The sequence below is a fragment of the Streptomyces sp. KL116D genome, assembly GCF_030766975.1.
GTDB classification, from domain to species: Bacteria; Actinomycetota; Actinomycetes; order Streptomycetales; family Streptomycetaceae; genus Streptomyces; species Streptomyces longispororuber_A.
In genome coordinates this window covers 66,634-89,281 of the sequence record NZ_JASERH010000023.1, presented here as the reverse complement: position 1 = coordinate 89,281, position 22,648 = coordinate 66,634, and the positions used below count along the sequence as shown (strand labels likewise).

The following is a 22,648-nucleotide window of genomic DNA, read 5'->3' as shown; positions in this document are numbered from 1 at the left end:
CGGCGGCACGCCATGACGGGGCGCGACCCGGGCGAGGCCCACCGAACCGCCACGCCGCTGGAGCTCTTCGTCGACCTGTGCTTCGTCGTCGCCGTGGCGCAGGCGTCGGAGCACCTGCACGAGGCCCTGACCCACGGTCACGTCGCCTCGGGCGCCCTGCGCTTCGCCCTGGTCTTCTTCACCGTCTGGTGGGCGTGGATGAACTTCACCTGGTTCGCGTCCGCCTACGACCCGGACGACACCCCCTACCGGCTGACCGTCCTGGTGCAGATCACGGGCTCCCTCGTCCTGGCCGCCGGCGTCGGACGGGCCTTCGTGCACGGGGACCTGATCGTCATCACCCTCGGGTACGTGGTGCTGCGCACGGCTCTGGCCTCCCTGTGGCTGCGGGCGGGGCTCGCCGATCCGGCCCGGCGCACGAGCACGCTGCGGTTCGCCATCGGCGTGACGGCTTGTCAGGTCGGTTGGCTGGGACTGCTGTTGCTGCCGACGGCGTGGCAACTGCCCGGCATCGTCGCGATGATCCTCGCGGAGGTCGCGGTCCCCGTGTGGGCGCAGTCCGCCGGTATGACTCCCTGGCATCCACGTCATATCGCCGAGCGCTACGAGCTGTTCACCCTCATCGTGCTCGGCGAGTCCGTCGCGGCCGCCACGAACGCCGTCCGGGGAGCCTTCGACCGGCACCACGGCATCGCCGCCCTGTGCGCCCTGGCCGGCGGCGGGCTGCTGACGGCCTTCGCGATGTGGTGGCTGTACTTCACGAGGCCCGCCCACACCTTGCTCGCCACGACGCACCGGGCCCACGCGAAGCGCTTCACCTGGGCGTACGGGCACTACTTCATCTTCGCGTCGGCCGCTGCCGAGGGTGCGGGACTGGCTGCCTTCGCCGACCACCTCACCCGCCCGGCCGGGTCACCCGGGTCAGCCGGGACGGCGTGGGCCGCCCTGGCGGTCACCCTCCCCGCCGCCGTCTTCGTGTGCAGCGTCTGGGCGGTGCACCTCCGGCCCCATCAGCGCCGCAGGGTCGAGCAAGTGCCCTTCGCCGTCGGTGTCGTCGGCATCCTGCTCGCCACGTGGTCCCCGGCGCCCGCGCTGGTCGCCGGTCTGCTCCTGGCGGGCGTCGTCGTCGCGGTCACCGTGCAGCGGCGCACCTGAGCCGGCCGTGTGCGCGGCACTCGGCGCGGCCACCGCCGGCGTCGCGCGCATCCAGTGCGCTCCAGGACAACTCGCAGTGCGCTGACCGGAGATCGGGCCCCGGTCTCCCGGCATAGCGTGAGGAACGAAGGAAGCGCCGCACGGCCTTTCGCGCACCTCGCCGGCCTCTCGCCCGGCTCGAGCGCGCGATCCTCCCCCTGAATCCCACCCCCCGTACGCCCAGTAGGAGGTTGTCCCAACGTGTCCACGATGCCGGTCGGCGGGCTCACTCCCCGCGCCACCGACGACGCGGCGGACCTCGTCGTCCGCAACGCAAAGATCCACACCGGTGATCCCCGCCGCCCCCAGGCCGAGGCGATCGCCATCCGCGACGGCGTCATCACGACGGTCGGCGCGGACCGCGACGTGGCGGACCAGGTCGGTCCCGCCACCCGAGTGGTCGACGCCCTCGGCCGCAGGATGATCCCCGGTCTCAACGACGCGCACCTGCACGTCATCCGGGGCGGACTCAACTACGTGCTGGAGCTGCGCTGGGACGGCGTGCGCAGTCTGCGCCAGGGCCTGGCCATGCTGCGCGAGCAGGCGGCGCGGACGCCCAAGGGCCAGTGGGTGCGCGTGGTCGGCGGCTGGTCCTCCGAGCAGTTCGCCGAGCGGCGGCTGCCCACGGTCGCGGAGCTGAACGCCGCCGCGCCGGACACTCCGGTGTTCGTCCTGCACCTGTACCAGTCCGCGATCCTCAACCGGGCGGCCGTCAAAGCCGCCGGCTACGACAAGGACACCCCCGACCCGCGGGGCGGGCAGATCATGCGGGGCCGCGACGGTGAACCCACCGGGATGCTGCTCGCCGCGCCGAGCGCGCTGATCCTCTACTCGACCCTGGCCAAGGCGCCGGTGCTGGACGAGGAGCACCGGAAGACGTCCACCCGGCACTTCCTGCGCGAACTCAACCGGTTCGGCCTCACGTCCGCGATCGACGCGGCCGGCGGCTTCCAGAACTTCCCCGACAACTACGCGACGGTCACGGAGCTGGCCAGGGACGGCGAACTGTCCCTGCGCATCGCCTACCACCTCTTCCCGCAGACGGCGGGCCAGGAGATCGACGACCTCACGCGCTGGATCGAGATGGTCCGCCCCGAGGACGGCGACGAGTGGCTGCGTCTCAACGGCGCGGGCGAGAACCTCACGTGGGCGGCGGCGGACTTCGAGAACTTCGCCGAACCACGCCCCGAACACGCCCCCGACTACGAGGTGGAGTTCGAGAAGGCCGTACGCCTCCTGATGGAGAACGGCTGGGGGTTCCGCCTGCACGCCACGTACGACGAGACCATCCGCCGTGACCTGGCCGTCTTCGAGAAGCTCGCCGCGGAGGGCCTGTTCCCCGGGGAGAACAGGTGGCTGTTCGACCACGCGGAGACCGTGTCCGCCGACAGCCTCGACCGCATCGTCGCCCTCGGCGGCGCCATGTCCGTGCAGAACCGGCTCTCCTTCCAGGGCGAGGCGTTCGTGCGCCGTTACGGCATCGGCGCGGCGGCGGACGCACCGCCGATCCGGGCGATGCTGGGCCGGGGGATGACGGTGGGCGCCGGTACGGACGCCACCCGGGTCTCCTCCTACAACCCCTGGATCGCCCTGCACTGGCTGGTCACCGGACGCACCGTCGGCGATCTGACCATCCACCCGCCGCACAACCGGGTCGACCGGGAGACGGCGCTGGAGATGTTCACCACCGCCGGCGCCACGCTGACCGGCGAGCAGGACCGCAAGGGCATCCTGCGCCCGGGCTTCCTCGGCGACCTCACCGTGCTCTCGGACGACTACTTCGTCGTCCCCGACCCCGAGATCCCGCACATCGAAGCCCTCCTGACGGTCGTCGGCGGCCGGATCGTCTACGCCGCCCGCGAGTACGAAGGCATCGACGAGCTGATGCCTCCGGTGACCCCGGAGTGGAGCCCCGTGGCCCACTTCGGCGGCTACCAGGCAACTCCCGTACCGGGCGGAGCGGGAGTCCGCCAGGCCGAACTGCTCGGCGAGGCCGCTGCGGAGTCGCGGCTGCACCGCCAGTGGCGCGCCCGCCAGGGCCTGGTTCCGGAGACCGACACCCCGGTCTTCGACCCCTGCTTCTCCCTCTGACCGAACTCCCTTCCCGGATCACGGACGACCGTCCGTGATCGTCATTACTCATCCTGAAAGGCACTCTCATGGTCAACATCGCCGAGGTCACCGCCACTCCCAGCAATGCCCTGCTCACCCCCGACAACTGCGCGGTCCTGTTCGTGGACCACCAGCCGCAGATGTTCTTCGGCACGGGCAGCGGTGACCGCACCGCGATCATCAACTCGACGGTGGGCCTGGCGAAGGCCGCCAAGGTCTTCGGCGTCCCCACCGTGCTGAGCACCGTGGCCGCCGAATCGTTCTCGGGCCCCCTCATGCCGCAGCTCGCGGCCGTCTTCCCCGGCCAGGAGATCATCGACCGCAGCACGATGAACGCCTGGGAGGACGAGGCCTTCGTCGAGGCGGTCAAGGCGACCGGGCGCAAGAAGCTCGTCATCGCCGGTCTGTGGACGGAGGTCTGCGTCGTGCTGCCCGCGCTGTCGGCGCTCGCGCAGGGCTACGAGGTGTACGTCGTCACCGACGCGTCGGGCGGCGTCAGCCCCCAGGCCCACGACCACGCCGTCCAGCGGATGGTCCAGGCCGGTGTGGTGCCGGTGACGTGGGTGCAGGTGCTGCTGGAGCTCCAGCGCGACTGGGCCCGGACGGAGACGTACCTGCCGGTCATGGACGTCGTGAAGGAGAACGGCGGCACCTACGGCCTCGGGGTGGTCTACGCGCAGGCCGTCATCGGCGAGCACGCCGCCGGCTGACTCCCCCTCCACGGTTGACGACGGACGTCAGGAACAGGCGGACAGACGCGATGGACAGCGGATTGTTGGTGCTCCGGCTGGTGGTGGGGCTCCTCATCGCCGGGCACGGAGTGCAGAAGGTCAGTTTCCGGCTGGGCGGCAACGGGCTGGCCGGAGGAACCGAGGAGTTCCGCCGCGACGGCTTCCGCGGCGGACGGCTGACCGCCCTCGCCGCGGGCGGCAGCCAGATCGGGGCCGGCCTGTTCCTGGCGGCCGGCCTCCTGACTCCTCTGGCGGCGATGGCCGCCGCGGGAGTGATGACGGTGGCCGGAACCGTCAAGTGGCACAAGGGCCTGTGGGTCCAGAACGACGGCTACGAATATCCGTTGGTCCTGGTGACCGTCGCCGCGGCCCTCGCCCTCACCGGCCCGGGGCGGTGGTCGCTCGACCACGCCCTCGGGCCGGTGGCCTGGCCGCTGTGGGTCTCCCTCACAGCGGTCGTCATCGGACCGGTGAGCGGGCTGGCCACCAGGGCGGTGCTGCGGCACCCGGCGGCCGGCGACACGACGCGGAACGAGACGCAGCACGACGAGACGCAGAGCGAAAGGACGCGGCATGCGAAAACTGCTGGCTGACGCCGCCCGCACACTCGTCCCACCCAAGGACGACCGGCACGGGCCCCTGCCGCCGCTGATGCTGGTGCTGACCGTGGTGACGGGTCTCATCGACGCGGTGAGCTATCTGGCGCTCGGCCGGGTCTTCGTCGCCAACATGACGGGCAACGTGGTCTTCCTGGGGTTCGCCCTGGCCGGCGCGCCCGGCCTGTCGGTCACCGCGTCGATCGTCTCGATGGTGTCGTTCCTCGTCGGTGCGTTGGCGGGCGGGCGCTTCGGCACCCGGTTCGCGGTGCACCGGGGCCGGCTGCTGGGCACGACGACCGCCGTCCAGGCGCTGCTCGTCGCCGGAACGGTGATCGCGGTCGCGGTCGCGCACGGCGAGGTGTCCAGCCCGGTTCGCTACACCCTGATCGTCCTGCTCGGCCTCGCGATGGGCATGCAGAACGCGGTCGCGCGCCGGCTCGGGGTCCCCGACCTGACGACGACCGTCCTGACGCTCACGCTGACGGGACTGGCGGCGGACTCGGGCCCGGCGGGCGGCGCAACGCCCCGCCCCGGACGGCGCGTTCTCTCCGTCGTCGCCATGTTCCTGGGCGCTCTCGCAGGGGCCCTGCTCCTGGCCCACGCCGAGCTCCTGCACATCCTGCTGCTGGCACTGGCGCTGCTCGTGGCGACATCGGCGACGGCCCTGCGGCTGTCGGCCTCGACACCGGCCTGGACCAGGCCACCCGCGTGAGCCTGTGTGACTCTTCGACGGCCGATGCCCCGTCCCGCCTCAGCGGGGCGGGGCATCCTCGGTAGCGTGACCACCACTGCGCGGGGTGCCCGGCTGGTGCCCCGTGCACGAGGCAGCGACAGAGAGCGACGAGGCGGCGATGACCGAACTGACGAAGCCCGAGGTGACCGTTCCGGAGGGCGACGCCCCCACCGAGCTGACCATCCGGGACCTGATCGTCGGGGACGGACCCGAGGTGAAACCCGGCATGGTGGTCAGAGTCCACTACGTCGGGGTGACCTTCAAGTCCGGGAAGGAGTTCGACGCCTCCTGGGACCGGGGCGAGCCGTACAAGTTCGCCCTGGGCGGCGGCAAGGTCATCAAGGGCTGGGACCGGGGCGTACGGGGCATGAAGGTCGGCGGCCGCCGCGAGATCATCGTTCCCCCACGCCTCGGCTACGGCAACCAGTCGCCCACACCGTCGATCCCCGCGGGCTCGACCCTGGTCTTCGTGGTGGACCTGCTCGACTCGTACTCCAGCACGGCTGGGTGGAGCAGGGCCGGGTGACCGTGGATGCTCCTCCCCGCGACGTACGGAAGAGGGGCCGGGGCAACAGAAAAAGGGCCGTTCGAAAACGGCCCTTCACCTGCGACATTCGATGAATCGAGCTGTCGGGACGACAGGATTTGAACCTGCGACCCCTTGACCCCCAGAAGTGCCGCCGCTCCCAGGCGAGTTCGTGAACGCCCTCATGCGCCGCTGCGAGATGCTCGTGGCGACTGAGCGGAGTTCACAGAACTAAGTGCCCAGCATCCATAGTTTGACGATCTCGACGGAAGCTGCTGGCTACTTCCTACGGTACGCGCCTTTAGGGATCCGTCATTTCTCGTCTCGCTCCGGAGGCCACGCGAGCTTCGTGCCCGTCTCTGTCCACTCACACCTGCAGCAGCGCCCCCCTGGCACAGGTGGCCGTTGTCATCGGCCGTCATGTGATGACACCCGTCGCCAACGCCGATGAGGTCGCCGACTGGGCGGCGCGGGCCACCGTACGGACCGCTGCCCCTGTGCGGATCGCCCGCGCGGTGACCAACGACGTCGATACGGACCGGGCTGATGTGACCGAGCGCGGAATGACGGCGCCGATTGCTGAACCGAGCGAGCCATGTGAATACAGCCATGCGGGCCTCGGTCCGGCGCGTCCTGGCCCGTGCTGAAGACCCCGACCGCGCAGGTCGGGGTCTTCAGCACGGGCCAGGACGCGCTAGCAACCTCACGACCGCTCAGGTAGCCTGCGGGCTCGCTCGACGATCTCTTCCTCCTTGAGCGGCACATCGTGGTGGCTGAGGCAGATCGGCACCTCGATCTTGCTGAATCCGGTCCCCTCGCTTGCGGCGTTGAACGTGCCGGCATCGAGACCGGCGAGGTTGTCGAGGACCGCGTTCCGCGCCTGAGCCATGGTCGTGGCCGCCTCGATCTGGGCGGATACGGTGAGTCGGCCGATGAACTGGTTCGCGGTGTTGCCCAGCGCCTGGTTGTGGATCCCTCTGGGGCCCTGTGAGGCGAGGACCATCCCGAGTCCGTACTTGCGTATCTGGCGGATGAGTTCGACCGTGCTCTCCGTACTCGGATTCGATGCACCGGAGGGCACGAAGTTCTGCGCCTCGTCCATCACCAGCAGCCCGCCCAGGGGGCGGTCACCGACCGGGTGCGCCCTGAACCAGGAGAACAAGGTCGCCTGGAGGCGGCTGACGAACTGGGCCGGTCCGTCGCCGGACAGGCCGACGAAGCTGATCACCGAGATACGGGCGGCCTTTCCCGGCGACGGGATCAGGAGCATGCCTGGATCGGCGGGTGCGCCGGACTCCCCGAACAGCGGGTCGGTCTCCATCGCGGCTTCCAGCGTGTCCGCCATCTGCACCGCGAAGCGACTGGTCCTGCTGTTCACGATGTCGCTCGGGGGCTCGGCGAGCAGCTCGACGAAGCCGGCCAGGGTCTTACCGCCGTCGCGCGCGTACCGTTCGAGGGCACGTTTGAGGACCCCCTGTTGCTGGATCGCGCGAGCACTGCTGCCGCGTACACCGGCATATGGCGCGAGTGAGGTCACGGTCGACCTGACCAGCCGGGGGAAGTCGTCCTCGTCGTCAAGGACGGGACCGAAGTCGGGAAGCGGGTAAAAGGAGATCGGACGTCCCCGGTTCAGACCCGGTGTCCACACCACCACTTCGACATCCGTGAAATAGCGTCGGGCGTCGCGCTCATGGTCGTCCGTCCAAGGCTTCGGCGGGCGCGGCCAGGGGTCGCCGAGCCGTGCGAGGTCGTCGTTCGGATCCAGCACGATCACCGAGACGCCGCGCAGGGCGCACTGCTCCACAAGTCGCTTGATCAGGACCGTCTTGCCCGATCCCGCCGCGCCCACCACCGCGCTGTGCATCCGGAGCTGCTCCATGGGTACCGCGAACGAACGGCTGCCCCGGACCGTGGTTCCGACGACGACCTCGGTACGAGCGGGTTCGGTACGAACGGGCTCGGCGTCCTCCGGTGTGCCCGCCGCCTCCACCGCCACCTTGGAGCCGACTTCCGTGGTCGCGATGCCGAGATGGTGCCGTAAGTCCGCCAGCACCGGCGCGAACACCTCGATGCGGGAGGCGGGGTGCTTTTGTCGCAGCCACTCGTCCATGCCTGACGTACGGTCGTCGAGCATGGCCTGCAGGGCGGCCAGGGTCCGCAGGTCGGCGGCGCCGATCGGTAGCGACACCCCGCCCCGCGCCTCGAAGTCGTCCTTGATGTCCTTGGTCCTGGGGCCGCTCGGGTACGGCATGTTCCGCAGCAGGATCAGCCGGCGGCTCGCCAGGCCGGCCGTCAGGCCTGCCTCCACGGCCGCGTTACGGATCCGGTTCTGGGCGGCGATGGCGTTGTTCGCGGCGATCGCCCGGAAGGACCAGTGGAATTCGTTCTCGCTGGCCTCCTCCACGACATAGCGCAACCGGGCGTGCAACGCCGCCTTGCGGCCGAAGTCGGTCTCGATGGAGAACCGCGTCTCGTCGGCACCCAGTTCCCTGAGCAGACTCCGCAGCCCCGCGCCCAGCAGAGCGGGCATCAACCCGTCCTCGGTCGTGGGGTCGATCGGCCCGAGGTCGTCCGCCTCGGCACGGAGCTTGTCGAAGGCCTCCGTGAGGGTGCTCAGGTCGACGGCCCTCGACGGTGCGGGCGGTACGGCTGCCGTGGGCTCTGCGCCTGCCAGGGAGATCAGTTCGGCCACCGTGCCGGCCTGCAGACACGCCTCGATGTGCTTCTGGACCCGGATGAGCAGCCGCCGCGCGGTGTAACGGTGAGACGCTTCGGCCAGCGCCGCCGAGGTGACCGGCCAGGTGGGATACCGCGGGGTGAACCCCAACGACTCGTAGTAGGGGCGAAAGCGGCTGCTGACGATGGCGGCGGCGGTGGCCTCGTCGGGAATCGCGCCGAGCGTCGGCAGCACCTCGAACCGGTCCAGGGCGGAACGGACTGCCACCCTGGAAATCTGCTCCCAGGTGTCCTCGTGGCACGCCACGACCATCAGGGTCCGGCGGGCTTCCTCCCGCAGTTCCATCAGACCGTTGGCGATCTCACTGCTCAGCCGCTTCGCGGCCCGGCCCTCGCCGGAAGCGGGCGACGTCAGCGACGACGTCTCCGCGGCGGACACCAGGGTGTCGAGCTGGTCGAAGGCGAACACCAGCGGTCCGGCCAGGGCGAACAGGCGCGTCAGATCGCGGAGGACGTGTTGAGCCGATGGCCCGCCCGGCGACATCCCCCAGGCGGCGCGCTTGTCCCCGTCGTCGTCGTTGAGTGCGAAGTAGGTCCTGCCGATCTCCACGGGATCGCCGCTGGAGGCGATGAGCGCCAGCGCGCGGGCCGTGTCCGCGGCCGCGTTGCCCACCTGTCGGTCGATGGTCCGGATCCCCCGGACGAACGCGTCGACATGGGCGCGCGTCAACTCGCTCCGTCCAGTGACGGCGTTGTGGGTGTCCGGGTCGAGGCGAGCCTGGCGCGAAAGCCTGTCGAGCAGGCGCGTCAGTTGTTCCTGGCCGCCCTCGTCCTCCCGGTAGAGACTGTCGACGAGACTGTCGGCGGCGCTCTCCCAGAAGTTCCGGCCGGTGACGAGCTTGATGTAGAAGAAGGAGCCGCCGCGCTCCTGGATCTCGTGACGGGTCCAGCCGAGCAGATGCGTCTTGCCCGAGCCGCTCTCGCCACGCACCACGGTCGCAACCGGCGAGTGGGCGCGCTCGACAGCGCTCATCGACCTCCCCAGCCGCCGGAACACCTCGGGATGAAGGCCGTCGACGTGGTAGGAGGTCACCGGCGTCCAGATCTCTTCATGGGTCAGCGCGGTGTTGATGTACAGCGCCTCCAGGGCGGCGAGTTCCCCGTTCACGCCGGTCCGATCCGCAGCAGGTGGCGGGGTTCGCCGCCGATGTCGACGGCGGCCCTGCGGTCCTCGTCACTGAGCGTGCGCCGGTTCAGCTCGCCCATCAGCTGGACGTCGGGCTGCTCGATCATCCGGTCGAGTTCGGCGTCGACGGCCCCTCGCGGCAGGTCCTCGAGCCAGGGGCGCAGCACCGACAGTCTGACCCAACTGCCCGGTTTCCGGCGGACGGTGAGTTCCGTGTAGACCGCGCGGATCCAGGCCTCGGCGTCGGGCTGGAAAAACTCGCCGAACTTGGTGCCGGAGCGGGCCAGGTACTGCCCGACGTTGTCGAGGACCGCATAGAGCACCCCGGCCGGAAACTTCGCTCCGTCGGGGCGTCCGGCCACCAGAGCGGACTCGCACCAGGTCCGGCCCGCGGTCGTGAGCTGGTGCGTGTTGACCGCACCGGGCTTCCTGGTCACGATCAGCTCGGCATCCTGGTTCACTCGCCGTCGCACCGCCGCGGTGATCTCCAGGCCGGCGAGTTCGCGCAGTTCACGGTTGGTCACCGGCCGTGCGACCACCATCAGGGCGAACAGCGACGCATGATCCCGTACAGTCAACTCAGTCGGCACAGGGCCCCTCCTCGATGAGCCGAAATCCGGTCAGATGTCGAACCCCCGCCTGGGCACCAGTTCCACCCGGCCGGTCATGCTCTTGGACAACTCGCCCATGACGGTGATCACCTGCCGTTCCCGATGCGCGGTGATCGCACGGTCGTACGAGGCCTGGTCCGGGAGCCGCACCCAGACGGCCCGCCGGGCCAGTTCGGCGTGCTCGGTGCTCAACTCACCGCGGACCTTGATCCGCCACCGGTCGTTGCCGGAGGAGTCGTCATGCAGCCCCTCGACCACACCGGTGACCGTCGCGGCACCGGTGACGTTGAGGCTGCGAAGCCGCATGGACGCGGCGTGCAGAAGCGATCCCGAGGTCTCCGGGAACGCGACGACGCGTGACGCCACATCGCGTGGCTGCGAGCGCGCCCACCGGAAGCCGATCTCGAAGGGCTCGCTCCGATCGGAACCGGAGAGCATGCTGAGCGCCTTGCACAGATCCGCGGAGACGCCGGCCGTGACGGTCTCGTCGAAGGCTGCGGGCGCGTCCGCCGCCACGGCAGCCTGTGCCGCGCTCACCGCCTCGAGCATCTGGACCAGCACGGCCCGACCGGTGACCTGCTCCCCGGTCGCGGCTCGGGCCGTCGCGTCCGCCGCCACCCGGATCTCGACGACGTAGCTCCCGGCGCGGGAGGGGCCGAGTTCGGCTTCGCGCAAGAGGCCGCCCACCACGGCCGGTTGCCGGCCGGCGAAGACGAAGTGCGGGCCCTGCACGGCGGCGCGCGCCGCCGCCGTCAGGACATTGCGAACCCCCAGAACCGTTTGCGTACCCAAATGCAGCGAGGTGTAGCCGGGGTCGTGGCCGGTGGGAAACGTGCGGAAGGACTGCTTGTCCAGCTGCGGTCGGGCGATCTCCAGGGCGATGTCGCCCACCGGCCGGTCCTCCAGCACGCATAGACAGCGCAGGATCTCCCGTACTCGGCTGTCGCTGTCGCCCATGCCGTCGCGCGCGGGTACCAACACCTCGTATTCGCCTGGGTGTTGCCAGACACTCGCTCCGCGCCAGCCTTGTGGGTCCCGCTCCCAACCCGTGTCCGCCAGATAGCTGGCGATGTCGTCGACCTTCAGCGGAATCGTCATCGGTTCCCCTACCAGTCGGATTGCGTCTCGGTGAGCCGGCGCAGTGAGGCGGCGGTGAGCACGTTCGCTGTCGGAACTCTGACCGGACGCTTTCGGCAATGGTCGGGGTCCTTGATCGGCTCCTCGGTGCGAAGCGACACGAAGTAGCCGAGGTGGCGGAGCAGTACACCGTCGGTGCTCATGGCCGCGTACGCCTGGTTGTCGGCGGGGACGCAGATGACGAACAGAAACCGGGGCACGGTGAAGTCGGGGCCGGCGAGCTTGTTGAACTGCCGCTCGTTGAGCCCGCGGAAGTTCAGGTGGCCGTTCGACACGGACGGCTTCGACCATGTCTTGATCTGAGCCTCGACCGTGGGCGACATCGTCCGTCCGTAGCGGCCGGTGGCACGGAACCCTAGGTCGACCCCGTCCACGTCGAGATCGCCTTGCACGACGATCAGCCCTGCCGCGGAGGCCAGCACACGGACGTAGTCTTCGCCGAACTTGCCCTGATGCTGCTTCGCCTCGAGCACAAAAATCCCCCCATGTCCCCCTACTGCGGCACACAGCAGGGGGAATCGTACGGGACATGCCAACGACTGTCAGGGCCACGTATCAGCCTTCCGTCAGGCCTGCGAAACGATCGTCGACGGACAGCTGTTCATCCCTGATGCAATGTGCTCCAAGGATCACGAACTGGCGCTCACTACGGAGTGATCTTGTGCGCCCTGGCCAGGGCAGCGCCGCCGCCAGCGGGCGCAGTATCTGCGGGCCGGTCATGGACTGCTCCAGGGCCTGTCGCACCCAAGCGTGCCGCTTCTGCTGGGGCTCGTCGAGCATGAATCCTCGGGCGTACGTTGCCGGGTCCATAGCGACGGGGTGCAGTGGACATTCAATGCGCCGGGCGAGGTCGGCAACCTTGGCGATGCCCGGCGGGTCGAGGTCCGTCCAGATCGCGAGGGCACATCGGGTAGCGCGCCAAGGAGATGAACCAGCGCGTCGGAGGCGAAACCTTCGAGCCAGATACGGAGCCAGCGTTCTCGCACGGCGGTGCGACTTTGCGACCTCAGGACGGGATGCCCGCTGAATGGGTGACGGGGGCGAAAGCCGTCCTCCGGAAGGACCCGACCGCCGATCCCTTGGGCTACCGCGTCCTGACGTCCTACCCCGAGCCACCCCGTAAGACCTTGCCCACCTTCTAGGGTCCTATTTCCACCAGGACTTCTCCGCTGTGTACCAGTCACACGCCTAGGCCGTCGACGACTACCTCGCCCTGGAATCCCCGGAGGACCACCAAGCCGCGGCCACGGACATCGACGCGTTCATCGCGGCCAACCCGAACGACGACGACCTGACGGAAGCCGCACGCGTACTCGGCCTGCGGATCGCGCCTCCGAAGGGACTTCTGCCGCGCCAGTGGCTCATCAACATCCGGGGCACCCTCGTTCACCGCACCGCCGTCTGATCCCGCCCCCGCGGGACCGTACAGAATCCTGGCGTCCCGGTCCTCGGCCCCCCTACGGATCACCACCCCGAGCCCGGGTGATCTGCTCAAGCCACGGCTGACCAGACGGACCCATCACCCGTCGGCATCCGTCGCTCCCGGCGCCACCCGCACAAGGTCTGCAGCCGAACCACGCGCGCCACTGCCGACTCCCCGACCCGGGCAGACGTCATCCTGGCGGGGTCGGCCTCAACCCCCTCGGACGGGTCCACCGCGGGACCTCAGCCAGCACTCAGTCGCGGACCAACAACGCTGTGTCGACTCCGGCGAGCAGCGGCGGCTCCACGTCGCCTTCGTAGCCGAGGTGGAGCTCCTTCCTGGCTCGGGTGGCGAGAACGTAGTACGTCATCCGCAGAGTGGCAGCCGTGGGGTCGAGCGCAGCGTCCGTATGGGTGTCGGGAACGACGACGGTGTCGAAACCGAGTCCTTTGGCACTCGCCCGATGGAGGATCACGATTCCGGGGCGGGCAAGGTCGATAGTGCGGTAACGCCCTTGTGTGGCCTGAGAGGTGTAGAGCTGGGGCTTGAGGTGGGGTGCCCTGCGTTCCAGCCTGACCAGCAGGTCGAACTGGGTCTGAGCGGAGTTCACGATCACTCCGATGGTGTGCTGTGGCCTGCGCTCGGCGAGCCCAATGATGAGCTCGGTGGTGTTGCCCGGTGTGAGTCGGTGCAGGGTAGGGGGCGGCCCGTCTGCTTCAGGGAGGGAAGGAGGTTCACAGCTGGTGTGGAAGTGTGCAGCGAAGAACGCAATCTGCCGGCTGTTTCGGTGGTTGCCGTCGAGCCGCGTTCTGACGGGACCGCCCAGGCGCCGACTGATCTCTTCAAGGCTGGAATGGGTTTCGGTGAGGCGCTGGCATTCATCCGCGTAGACGGTGGTGCGGGCGCCGAGCATCAAGCACAGACGGTAGAACTCAGGGGGCAGGTCCTGGCCTTCGTCGATCACCAGGGTGAGACCGGCGAGGGGACCTGTCTCGGCAGCGCGCGCGTAGAAGGCAGGCCAGTCGTACCAGCCGTCAGGGCTTTTCGGGACGCCGCTTCCGTACCATTCGGCGAGCCAAGAGTGGGCGGTCGCCACTCGGATGCTGTCGTCGTCGGGGCCAAGCGCGCGGACCATGGGGGTCAGGGACTGGCGGAGCAGGTTGGAACGAGTGAGCAGTACCACTGGAGTCCCGGTCAGGGCGAGCAGCACGGCACGCTGAGCGGCAAGGAGGCTCTTTCCACTGCCCGGTGGACCGCTGACGAGATGATTCCCGTCGAAGGGCAGACAGTCGAGGGAGCGCCGCTGGGCGGACGTGAGATCTCGGTAGGTCAAGGTCATCGGCGGATCTCTCCCAGCGCCTGCGCGGCCGCGGCTCGTGCCGCGGCGACGATCGGTTCGAAGTAGCCGGGCACGTGGTCACTGCCGATGACGAGGGCCCGGTCGAGAAGGGTGTTGCCGGTCTCGCAGCTGGTCTCGGGGAGCAGGGCGCAGGCGTGGCAGGCGGCCCGGTTGAGGTTGCCGAAGCCCTGGCCGGTGTGTTCGGCGCAGAGCGGGTCGGCGGAGCACCAGGCGGCGACCTCGGTGGTGCGCAGGAGGGTTTCGGCCAGGTGCGGGGCCTCGCCCTGCCGGACGAGCCCGCCGAGGGTTCCTTCGGCGTCTCCGGCCGCGGTGTAGACGAGGATGCCGTACTGGCCGTGTTCGGGACGGGCGTAGACACGTTCGCGAAGGCTGGCGGTGGTGTAGCCGGACTCGAAGGCGAGCTGGCGGATGAGCAGGTGGGCGAGAGTGTGCAGGAGGACGAAGCGTGGGGAGAGCGATACGCCGGTGAGTACGGCCAGGCGGTCGCGCTGGAAGGACCGGCCGAGATCCTCACGCATGCCGTCCACACGTCGGCGCACCTGGTCGTCCTGTTCCCAGGCGGCCAGTCTCTGTTCGTCGAGGGTGATCAGAATGCCTTCGCCGAACACCTCCACGGCCGGGAGCCACTTGAGCCGGCGGGTGGTGTCGGCCGGCACGAACGTGGCGTCCGGGGTGACACGTGTGAAGCCGGACAGTGCCCGCACTTCGCGCAGCCGGTCGGCGAGGACGATCCGGCCCAGGCTCCGATGCAGGCTCGCCCAGGGTTCGGCGGTCTCCTGGCCGAGTCCCAGGGTGGTCGTCCGCAGGGCGAAGTCACGGGTGGCGGGCGGTATCGGGGCGGTGAACGCGGCCCACTCCTCCCGGCTGAGGTCGGGGCGGGCGACGGCGGTGGAGTCGATGGGACCGTCGGGCACGGACCCCCCGGTCTCCTCGGCGAGCAGGGCGTCGAGGAGTGCGTCGTCGGCACCGGTCTCGTCCTGGATCATGCCGCGGAAGACGGCGGCACGCGGGGTTCCCGCGAAGCGGCACAGGGAGATCCACAGGTCGTGGCCGCGGACGAGTTCCGCGAGCGCGGAGTCGGCGTGCGGGGACGGGGAGTCGGTCTCCGGGATGTCGAGCGCCGAGTGCACCACGGGGTAGTAGAGATTGCCGGCGGTGCGCTGCACGATCTGTACGGGCTTCTCACAGCTGGTGGTCTCGTGCACCCGCTGCCAGGGGTTCCGGCCCGAGCAGCGCATGCCGTGCGTGCCGAGGACGTCGAGGAGGTCGCGGGACGCGCCGCAGTCCTTGGCGGCGCAGGCGACGGAGAGGGCTTCGAGGCCGGAGGCCCGCTCGGCGACGAGGAAGCGGAGCTGTTCGCGTTCACCGCACTGTCGGCGTTGTTCCGTCTCCCGCTGAGAATGGGCCCAGAACCACCAGTCGACGTCGCCGAGGTGTCCGCCGGCACAGATCTGCACGAACCGCATCGGGGTCAGTGGACGCCCGGGCGAGCAGAAGGTGCATCGCGGGGCCTGTCCCGGCTGCTCGTCGGCGATCCGCTGGCGCTTCATGCGTCGGCAGGCGCCGCAGAAGAGCCAGGCAGGGAACCGGATATAGGGCGCGCCGGGGGCGTCCGGGGTGTCGTAGCGGTCATTGGCGGTGGCCGGGGCCGCGTACAGGCCGGTGACGCCGAGGCGGTCGGCGAGCCGGGCGGATTCGATCCGCTGCTTGGTGCGGGGCCAGTCGCCGATGCCGGTGGCGACGAAGGACTCGCCCTGGACGTCGAGCACTGCCCCCACTCCGAAGGGCAGCACGGTCTGCGACTGGCGGACACGGAGTTTGCGGCTCACAGGTCTGTTCCCTTCACCGTGACCTGGCATTCACGGTCGACGTTGCGCATCGAGTTCGGTGTCTCCCACAGCCCGTATCGCTGCTCGAAGCTCATGATCAGGTTGGACTGGCCCTTGCCCTGACTGCGGTAGTACAGGGCGCGGCCGTCCTTGCGTGCCTCGTGGGCCACTTCCTCCCACTCGGCCAGGAGGCCGGCGAGTTCCCTACGGACCGGCTCGGCGGCGGTCCGGTCCGCGGCCTCGGCCCGCGCCACGATCTCGTCAGCGAGGGCTTCCACTTCGGACATCCGGTCGAGGATCTGCCCGGCCTGGTCCTCCGCAGCGAGTCCGATCCGGTGGCGCACCAGGATGACAAGCGCAGCGTGCAGGGCGCGGCGGCGCGCGGGCACCGACCAGGGAGTGACGCTGGTCGGCTCGACGTGCCGGTACAGCGAGCGGTGGTAGACGTCGAACGTTTCGTAGTGCGAACGGTCGCGTGGACGGGTTGAGTTGAAGAAGGTGACGACGAGTCCGGGCACGGTGTGCCGGCCGACGCGGCTGGTGGCCTGGATGTACTCGGCGGTGGTCTTGGGCTGGCCCTGCATCAGCATCAGTGCGAGCCGCTTCACGTCGACGCCGACGGAGAGCATGTTGGTGCACGGCAGGAAGGAGATCGCCCGGGGGTCGTCCCAGGGCTGCTCGAGCCGGTCGAGCAGGACCGGCTGTTCAGCACGTGCCAGGTTGCTGGTGAGTTCCTGGACCTGATGGTCAGGCAGGTCCCGCACACCGTCGCCGGTGTCCAGGCCGGTGAGCTGCGCCGGAATGTCGTCGGCCGCGGCGGTGACGGTGCGGCCGAGTTCGCGGAGGCTGTGGTGGTAGGCGACCAGGGTCCAGTAGGCGTCACGGTGCTCCAAAGGAAGTTCGTACGCGCCCTGGAGCAAGGCGGCTGCGGTGGCGACGGAGGCGCGGCCCGCGGTGTGTCCCTGGGCCATGACACCGAGGTAGCGGCGGCCCGGCCGGGTGGTGTCGGGTTCGGCGAAGTACGAGTGGCGGGCGTCGAGTCCGGCTGGCGGGAAGAGCTGGGCGCCGCCGCCGTAGAGAGCGCGGATCTGTTCACCGGAGCGGCGGATGGTGGCGGTGGAGGCGACGACCTTCGGCCCGGTGCCGTCGGCCGCGGTGCAGAGTCCGAGGACGGCGGTCTCGTAGAGGCCGACGGTCGTACCGAGGGGACCGGTGAGCAGGTGGAGCTCGTCCTGGATGACGAGTTCCGGGGGCCGGTTGGCTCTGTCCGCTCCGAAGAGCCGCCCGGCCCGGGGCTCCCAGGCGAGCCGGGCGAACTTGTCCACCGTGCCGAGGAGGAAGGTGGGCGGCCGGTCATAGAGGTGCTGATCGACCACGGCGACCGGCAGTTCGCCGTGGAAGGCGCACTCCTCACGGGGGCAGAAGAACGCGAAGGAGCTGGGGGTGGTGCGCACGCCGTAGTCCGCGATGTCCGCCGACTTGTGGGTGGGCAGGATGCGGGTGCCGCACCACGGGCAGCGGTCGAGGATGAACACGTCCTCGGGGCGCGCCGCTCCACGTACGTCCTCGAAGGCAGTGTGCGCCGCGGCGAAGGAGTTCGGTGAGGTGGCCTCGCCCACCCACAGTCCGATGGAGAACGGCTCCTCGCCGTACCGGGCCGGGTCCGCGCGGCGCAGGGTCTCCAGAGCGCAGATGGTGGTGGCGGCGCGCTGGAACTGCTGGGTGGTGAGCAGGCTGAGGGTGTAACGGCTGAGGACGGCGGTGCCGCCGCCGTCCTCAGCTCGCCTGCGCAGCACCATGACGAATGCGGCGAGCAGGAGGTACGCCTCGGTCTTGCCGCCACCGGTGGGGAACCAGATCAGGTCGGTCGTGGCGCGGTCGGGGTGACCGGGGTCGACGACGCCGTCCAGGGAGAGCAGGAAGAAGGCCAGCTGGAAAGGCCGCCAGCAGGCGGACTGATCGGGCTCGGGATCGAGGAACATGGGTTCGCGGCGGGCGCGGCGCTCTCCGGCCTGGTCACGCGCGGAGTGCCGCATCTGCAGGGCCATGGCACGGTTCGCGGTACGGAAGGCGTGCAGCAGTTCGGGGCAGGTGGGGTCGCAGAGGGTGCGGATACCGGACTCGATCCGGGTGACGGCGGCACGGATACGGGCGAGGATCCGGTCGGCGGCGTCCGCGCCCCATGCGGGTACGTCCGTGGAGAGCTGTCCCACGTACCAGGCACGGTAGTCGGCGGCGAACTCCCAGAGTTCCTCACGTAGTTGCTCCAGGGAGACGGAGGGGTCCGCGAGGTGGCACACGTTCAGCACGGGGGATCCGGTGAAGCCGGCGGCTCGTACACCGCTGACCTCGGCCTCGGGCATCACGGCGGCGCTGAGCCCCAGAACCGCCCGGCCGTCGCCCGACTCCTCGCGGTGCTCCCCCACCGCACAGCCGTGTCCGACCGCGTGCGTCAGGACATGGCTGTACTGCAGCCGGAGTTCCTGCTCCTCCGGGTCTCGGCTGGCCAGCTCGATGCTCGGGTACGGCAGAACATCGCCGTCCTCGGGCCGCACGGACAGCTCGGTCTGGAAGAGCATGCGATCCCAGAGGGCGGCCTTGCCCTGGCTCTGATCATGGTGTGCGCTGTTGACCAGGGCCACGGTGACGAGGTGGCCGCTGCTGAAGGAACGGCGCCGGACACGGATCTCGGCCCGGCCGTCGAGTACGGCCACCCGTTCGCGGTCGGGGGCCACGGTGTGCGTCTCCTCCGGGAGCGGATGGCGCTGCCAGTGGCGGCCCCGTGCCCCAGGGGTGGTCATGGTCCGGTAGTGGGCGCCGGCGCAGCGGACCGAGACGATGGTGGCGTCCGTATAGAAGCTGATGCCGAGCGAGGAGGGCAGCCAGGAGTTCGACTCGGGCACGGGGTCGGTGGCGGGCGCGCTCTCCTCGGTGCTGGGCTCGGCGGCGGGCCCCTCAATCTCCTCGGCGGCGATGTCCAACTGCCTCTGAAGATCCGCCTCCTGGGGGTACAGGGTGCCCATGAGGTATTCGCGGTCGGGCGGCGCGTGCAGGGTTTCGTGTTCTCCCGCCGCGGGTCCGACCAGCCGGCGCCGCAGTGACGCGATGAGTTCCTGTCGGGGGTCCATCGTGGTGCTCCTGGGATCGTGAGGAAGAGGACGCGGTGCGGTCAAGGCCGACGCCAGCGGTCGCGCATCGAGGTGCGTCCGGGCGGTGCCTCGCGTTCCGCGGCGAGCTGGGACTCCAGCTCGGAGATCCGGGCCCAGGCATCCCGCTCAGCCTGGGCGACCCGGTCCGCGGCCTGCTGTTCGGCGGCGTTCACGCGTGCCGTCGCCTCCTGCAAGACTGCTCGGTAGTAGGCGTCGCGTTCGGCGAGCAAGGCTTCGACCTGCTGGAGCCGCCCTTCCAGGTCCGCGAGGCGGACTTCGGCCGCGTGGCGTTGCTGCTCGGCCAGTGCCTCGCGTTCTGCTCCCGAGGAGGCACGCGACGCTGCGTCCCTCGCATGGTCGCGGGCGGCGAGCTCCGCGCGTTCGGCCTGTTCGGCGCGGGAGGTGAGTCGGGCGAGCGCCGCCCGGTTGCGGACGGTGTCTTCCTGGGCCGTCGCGTTCAGTTGCTGCCGCTGCCGGAGCAGTGCCCGGTCCATGCGCTGGAGCAACACGTCCTCCAGCGCGTCGAGTTCGTCGTCGGCCGCGTCGCGGACTGCTGCCAGGCGTGCCTGTGAGGCATCCCGTTCCGCGAGCACCTGGCGGATGTGGCGGTCCCGGAGAGCTGCCAGTTGCGCTGCGTGCAGGTCGCGTGCGAGGACGGGCCTCGGTCCGGCCTCGCGGCACGTGCTCCGCTCGACCGGCATCGTCTCCCTAGCACCGGTTTCCCCTGCCGCCTCGGAAAGTTCCGGCTGCGTAGGCAAGGGCGACATTCCCGTGGCCGCGGATGACTCAACCGTCGACGCCGCAGGACGTTCCGTCTCGCACGTCGCCGGTCTCGCACGCCCCACTGAGCCGGCCCCGGTCGGACCTGTGGACCTGTCGTCCTGTCCCGGTGCGCGATCCGCCTGCTTCCGTGTACCGTCCGTGCCATCCGCCGCACGGGCGGCGGCGACCGGGAATTCCCACACTGCCTTGCGTACGGCGAGATTCATGTCGTCCAACGTGAGGGGACGCCCCGCCAAGCACTGCCGCGGTGTCCTGCCTGCCAGCGATACGGCCGGTCGATCGAGGAAATCCTCGGGGCGTAGGCCCGCCTTCCGTACGATGTCGAAGGCGTACCGGAGGACCTCCAACGCCTTGACCACCCGCCGGTCCAGCGTGCCCCGCTCGTATGCTGCACGTCGTACGGCCCCAGCCGCGTCCGCCCCGAGCACAGCGGTCAGTTCCGTCGCACCGAGCGCGAGCAATGCGTACTCGGCAAGGCCTTGAACCGTGCCCCTGAGGGCGACGGCCAGCTGTTGCGCCTTGTCCCAGTCGGGCGCAGGTCCTGAGACCTCCGCAGTTCCTGTCGGCCGGGTCGCCAGCGCCACCGTCTGTTCCTCGCTCTCAACCGGTCCCATCGGCAGACCTGGCTCCGGCGTCCCGCCGGAAAGCGCAGCGTGCCCGGCTTCAGCGACCCGGCCGTTCTCCGCCGATGTCACCGTCGCCGGTGAGGCGATTACGGGCGCAGGCGCCGAAACCTCCGACTCCACCCGAGCGACCGGTTCCTCCTGATCGAGCACGAGCCCTGGGACTGCGTCGCCCAACGACACTGATTCGGTCCGGTCCACCGCGTCCGTCACGTCCACAGGCACAGCTGCGCCTTTCAGATCCGCCGCCCCCACCGCGGCAACTGACGCTGCATCATCCTGCTCCTTGCCGCCGGGCCGCGCCGTCCGTACGTCTACCGCGCTTGACGCTCCAGCTCTCCTGGACGCGCCGGGCTCCAACCGATACCGCCCTGGCAGCACACCGGCATCGCACAAGCGGCCCAGCAGTTGACTCGTCGCCTTGGACTCGACCTGCCGGATGCGCTCCCGCGTGACCCCGAACTCCTTCCCCAACTCGTCCAGAGTCGACGGCTCGTCGTCGTCCAGCCCCATCCGTCGCACCAGTACGCGTGCGTCGCGCTGCGAGAAGTTGCCGTCGATGATGTCCAGGACCTGCCCCATGACCAGCGCGTTCATCACCAGCGCGTCCGGCGCCGCTACGGGCCGCTCCTGCCCGAGGAAGTCGCCGAGCGTCACCCCGTCACCGATGACCCGGTCAAGAGAGTCCGTGCGTCGGCTGAGGCGGCGGATCTCCTCCACCCTCTGCACCGGCATGTCGCAGAACACGGCCACCTCGACGACTCCGGCCCGCTTCCCCTGGCCGATCAGGGTGCGCTCGGCGTTCGCCACCTTCCGCATCTGCTCGTGCATGTGCACCGGGACCCGGATGAGCGCGCCCTCGTCGGCAATCGACCGGGTGATCGCCTGCCGGATCCACCACGTCGCATATGTCGAGAACTTGAACCCCTTGGAGGCGTCGAATTTCACGACGGCCCGCATCAGCCCCAGCATCCCGTGCTGGATCAGATCCTCGTAGTCGAGTCCCTGCCCCTGGTACGGCTGAGCCACCTTGTGCACCAGCCGTTGATTGTGGAGGACCAGACAGTGCTGGGCACGGACCCTGATGTGGTCGCGCTCCAAACCCGCCAGTTCCTTGGCGTCCGGCTCCTGCCCGATAAGATGCGGACCGCCGCGCACCAGCACGGCGAGGCCGACCTCTTCCTCGGCCTTCAGCAGGATTCCGCCGAGGTCCTTCCTGAAGCGGTCCTCGTCCAGGACGGCGTACGCGGCCGCCACCGCGGCACCGAGCGTGTCACCGGGTCGCACTGGCTTCACCGGGGCAGGCGCGACAAGGCCCGGGACCGCACCTGCGGGAACGGGGACGCCAGCAGGCTTCACCTCCCGCACGGCGGCGCCGACGGCAGGAACAGCGGCCCCGCTGTTCGCAGCAGGGGCAACACTGGACTCGTTCACCCGCGTGTCCGCCGCCCGCTCGGGCCGCGCCCTCTGCACTTGGGCGCCCGGAGCTCCTCCATCCCGTACCCCAACAGAACGCCGCAGCTCCGCAGCCTCTCGCGGGGTCAGGCCGCACAGCCGGGCCACCCCGTCCAGCGCACGCGCCGTCACATACCCCTCTGCGTCCCGGTAGCGCGCGAGCAGATTCCCGACCATGGCGTCCCTAAAGGGCGCCGTTTCCCCCGCGCACACATTTTCTTCACTTCTCTGTGCAACCTTGCGCCCAACCGGAGGGTCGTCTTCGGTATGCGCCACCATCTGACGGACCGGCAGCCCCATGTTCCCCAGCTCCAAACGGAGCCGGGCCTGCTCCCGCTCACCGAGCCCCAGGGCGCACACCTGCGCCCGGAAGACCGTCTCCGGCACCGCCCCGCCGACCGCCGAGCGCCGCAGTCCGGCCAGAAGCTCCGCCATCGCCCGCAGACCCCCCGGCGCAACTGGCGACCACCCCTCTCCTCGCGTTGGCTCAAGCGCCACGACTACCCCCTCTTCCACAGTGA

16 protein-coding genes and 1 pseudogene are annotated in these 22,648 nt (G+C 69.7%); 8 read left to right on the top strand and 9 right to left on the bottom strand.

Translation table 11 applies throughout. The features are described 5' to 3' along the window. Positions 1 to 12 precede the first annotated feature (12 nt). From RBJ77_RS07335 to RBJ77_RS07305, 7 genes are all read left to right on the top strand, one after another. On the top strand, positions 13 to 1,155 hold the full coding sequence (locus RBJ77_RS07335; protein WP_372344196.1) for a low temperature requirement protein A: 1,143 nt from the start codon (positions 13 to 15) through the stop codon (positions 1,153 to 1,155). A gap of 249 nt (positions 1,156 to 1,404) precedes the next feature. Further along, complete coding sequence (locus RBJ77_RS07330; RefSeq protein WP_372344206.1) at positions 1,405 to 3,285, top strand: amidohydrolase; 1,881 nt, start codon at positions 1,405 to 1,407, stop codon at positions 3,283 to 3,285. 68 nt (positions 3,286 to 3,353) lie between these two features. Then, a complete protein-coding gene (locus RBJ77_RS07325) occupies positions 3,354 to 4,016 on the top strand; it encodes a hydrolase (RefSeq protein ID WP_372344195.1) in 663 nt (220 codons plus the stop codon). 50 nt (positions 4,017 to 4,066) lie between these two features. Continuing rightward, complete coding sequence (locus RBJ77_RS07320) at positions 4,067 to 4,630, top strand: DoxX family protein (protein WP_372344194.1); 564 nt, start codon at positions 4,067 to 4,069, stop codon at positions 4,628 to 4,630. Then, complete coding sequence (locus RBJ77_RS07315; protein ID WP_372344193.1) at positions 4,611 to 5,348, top strand: YoaK family protein; 738 nt, start codon at positions 4,611 to 4,613, stop codon at positions 5,346 to 5,348. Before RBJ77_RS07320 ends, RBJ77_RS07315 begins: the two co-directional genes overlap by 20 nt. A 139-nt stretch (positions 5,349 to 5,487) precedes the next feature. Then, a complete protein-coding gene (locus tag RBJ77_RS07310) occupies positions 5,488 to 5,895 on the top strand; it encodes an FKBP-type peptidyl-prolyl cis-trans isomerase (RefSeq protein WP_372344192.1) in 408 nt (135 codons plus the stop codon). A 398-nt stretch (positions 5,896 to 6,293) separates the two neighbouring features. Next, positions 6,294 to 6,542, top strand: a complete 249-nt coding sequence (locus tag RBJ77_RS07305; RefSeq protein WP_372344191.1) for a hypothetical protein — start codon at positions 6,294 to 6,296, stop codon at positions 6,540 to 6,542. 56 nt (positions 6,543 to 6,598) lie between these two features. Here RBJ77_RS07305 and RBJ77_RS07300 read toward each other — a convergent pair whose 3' ends face one another. From RBJ77_RS07300 to RBJ77_RS07280, 5 genes are all read right to left on the bottom strand, one after another. Further along, on the bottom strand, positions 6,599 to 9,739 hold the full coding sequence (locus RBJ77_RS07300; protein WP_372344190.1) for a helicase HerA domain-containing protein: 3,141 nt from the start codon (positions 9,737 to 9,739) through the stop codon (positions 6,599 to 6,601). Further along, positions 9,736 to 10,347 (bottom strand): hypothetical protein, encoded by a 612-nt coding sequence (locus RBJ77_RS07295; protein WP_372344189.1) that lies wholly within the window; start codon positions 10,345 to 10,347, stop codon positions 9,736 to 9,738. Before RBJ77_RS07295 ends, RBJ77_RS07300 begins: the two co-directional genes overlap by 4 nt. A 30-nt stretch (positions 10,348 to 10,377) precedes the next feature. Beyond that, complete coding sequence (locus RBJ77_RS07290) at positions 10,378 to 11,466, bottom strand: hypothetical protein (protein ID WP_372344188.1); 1,089 nt, start codon at positions 11,464 to 11,466, stop codon at positions 10,378 to 10,380. Between the two features lie 8 nt (positions 11,467 to 11,474). Beyond that, complete coding sequence (locus tag RBJ77_RS07285; RefSeq protein WP_372344187.1) at positions 11,475 to 11,978, bottom strand: DUF4365 domain-containing protein; 504 nt, start codon at positions 11,976 to 11,978, stop codon at positions 11,475 to 11,477. Positions 11,979 to 12,060: 82 nt separating this feature from the next. Beyond that, the gene (locus RBJ77_RS07280; protein ID WP_372344186.1) at positions 12,061 to 12,285 is read right to left on the bottom strand and encodes a hypothetical protein; all 225 of its coding nucleotides are present in this window, start codon (positions 12,283 to 12,285) and stop codon (positions 12,061 to 12,063) included. Between the two features lie 424 nt (positions 12,286 to 12,709). Between RBJ77_RS07280 and RBJ77_RS07275 the strand changes: the two are divergent. Next, a pseudogene (locus tag RBJ77_RS07275) lies at positions 12,710 to 12,910 on the top strand (contact-dependent growth inhibition system immunity protein); the annotation flags it as partial. Between the two features lie 271 nt (positions 12,911 to 13,181). Here RBJ77_RS07275 and RBJ77_RS07270 read toward each other — a convergent pair. The 4 genes from RBJ77_RS07270 to RBJ77_RS07255 are packed head-to-tail and all read right to left on the bottom strand — an operon-like array spanning position 13,182 to position 22,562. After that, positions 13,182 to 14,267 (bottom strand): DNA helicase, encoded by a 1,086-nt coding sequence (locus RBJ77_RS07270; RefSeq protein WP_372344185.1) that lies wholly within the window; start codon positions 14,265 to 14,267, stop codon positions 13,182 to 13,184. Then, the gene (drmB, locus tag RBJ77_RS07265; RefSeq protein WP_372344184.1) at positions 14,264 to 16,117 is read right to left on the bottom strand and encodes a DrmB family protein; all 1,854 of its coding nucleotides are present in this window, start codon (positions 16,115 to 16,117) and stop codon (positions 14,264 to 14,266) included. Before drmB ends, RBJ77_RS07270 begins: the two co-directional genes overlap by 4 nt. Further along, complete coding sequence (locus tag RBJ77_RS07260; RefSeq protein WP_372344183.1) at positions 16,114 to 19,245, bottom strand: helicase-related protein; 3,132 nt, start codon at positions 19,243 to 19,245, stop codon at positions 16,114 to 16,116. The genes drmB and RBJ77_RS07260 overlap by 4 nt, the downstream gene beginning before the upstream one ends. Before the next feature lie 41 nt (positions 19,246 to 19,286). Continuing rightward, positions 19,287 to 22,562 (bottom strand): sigma-70 family RNA polymerase sigma factor, encoded by a 3,276-nt coding sequence (locus RBJ77_RS07255; RefSeq protein WP_372344182.1) that lies wholly within the window; start codon positions 22,560 to 22,562, stop codon positions 19,287 to 19,289. Between the last annotated feature and the right edge of the window lie 86 nt (positions 22,563 to 22,648).

Bases quoted from the DNA above. Each gene is read 5' to 3' on its own strand.
- RBJ77_RS07315 (WP_372344193.1), top strand. From the start codon at position 4,611: ATGCGAAAACTGCTGGCTGACGCCGCCCGCACACTCGTCCCACCCAAG.
- RBJ77_RS07290 (WP_372344188.1), bottom strand. From the start codon at position 11,466: ATGACGATTCCGCTGAAGGTCGACGACATCGCCAGCTATCTGGCGGAC.
- RBJ77_RS07270 (WP_372344185.1), bottom strand. From the start codon at position 14,267: ATGACCTTGACCTACCGAGATCTCACGTCCGCCCAGCGGCGCTCCCTC.
- RBJ77_RS07255 (WP_372344182.1), bottom strand. From the start codon at position 22,562: ATGGCGGAGCTTCTGGCCGGACTGCGGCGCTCGGCGGTCGGCGGGGCG.
- RBJ77_RS07335 (WP_372344196.1), top strand. From the start codon at position 13: ATGACGGGGCGCGACCCGGGCGAGGCCCACCGAACCGCCACGCCGCTG.
- RBJ77_RS07280 (WP_372344186.1), bottom strand. From the start codon at position 12,285: ATGCTCGACGAGCCCCAGCAGAAGCGGCACGCTTGGGTGCGACAGGCC.
- RBJ77_RS07325 (WP_372344195.1), top strand. From the start codon at position 3,354: ATGGTCAACATCGCCGAGGTCACCGCCACTCCCAGCAATGCCCTGCTC.
- RBJ77_RS07260 (WP_372344183.1), bottom strand. From the start codon at position 19,245: ATGGACCCCCGACAGGAACTCATCGCGTCACTGCGGCGCCGGCTGGTC.
- RBJ77_RS07310 (WP_372344192.1), top strand. From the start codon at position 5,488: ATGACCGAACTGACGAAGCCCGAGGTGACCGTTCCGGAGGGCGACGCC.
- RBJ77_RS07320 (WP_372344194.1), top strand. From the start codon at position 4,067: ATGGACAGCGGATTGTTGGTGCTCCGGCTGGTGGTGGGGCTCCTCATC.
- RBJ77_RS07330 (WP_372344206.1), top strand. From the start codon at position 1,405: ATGCCGGTCGGCGGGCTCACTCCCCGCGCCACCGACGACGCGGCGGAC.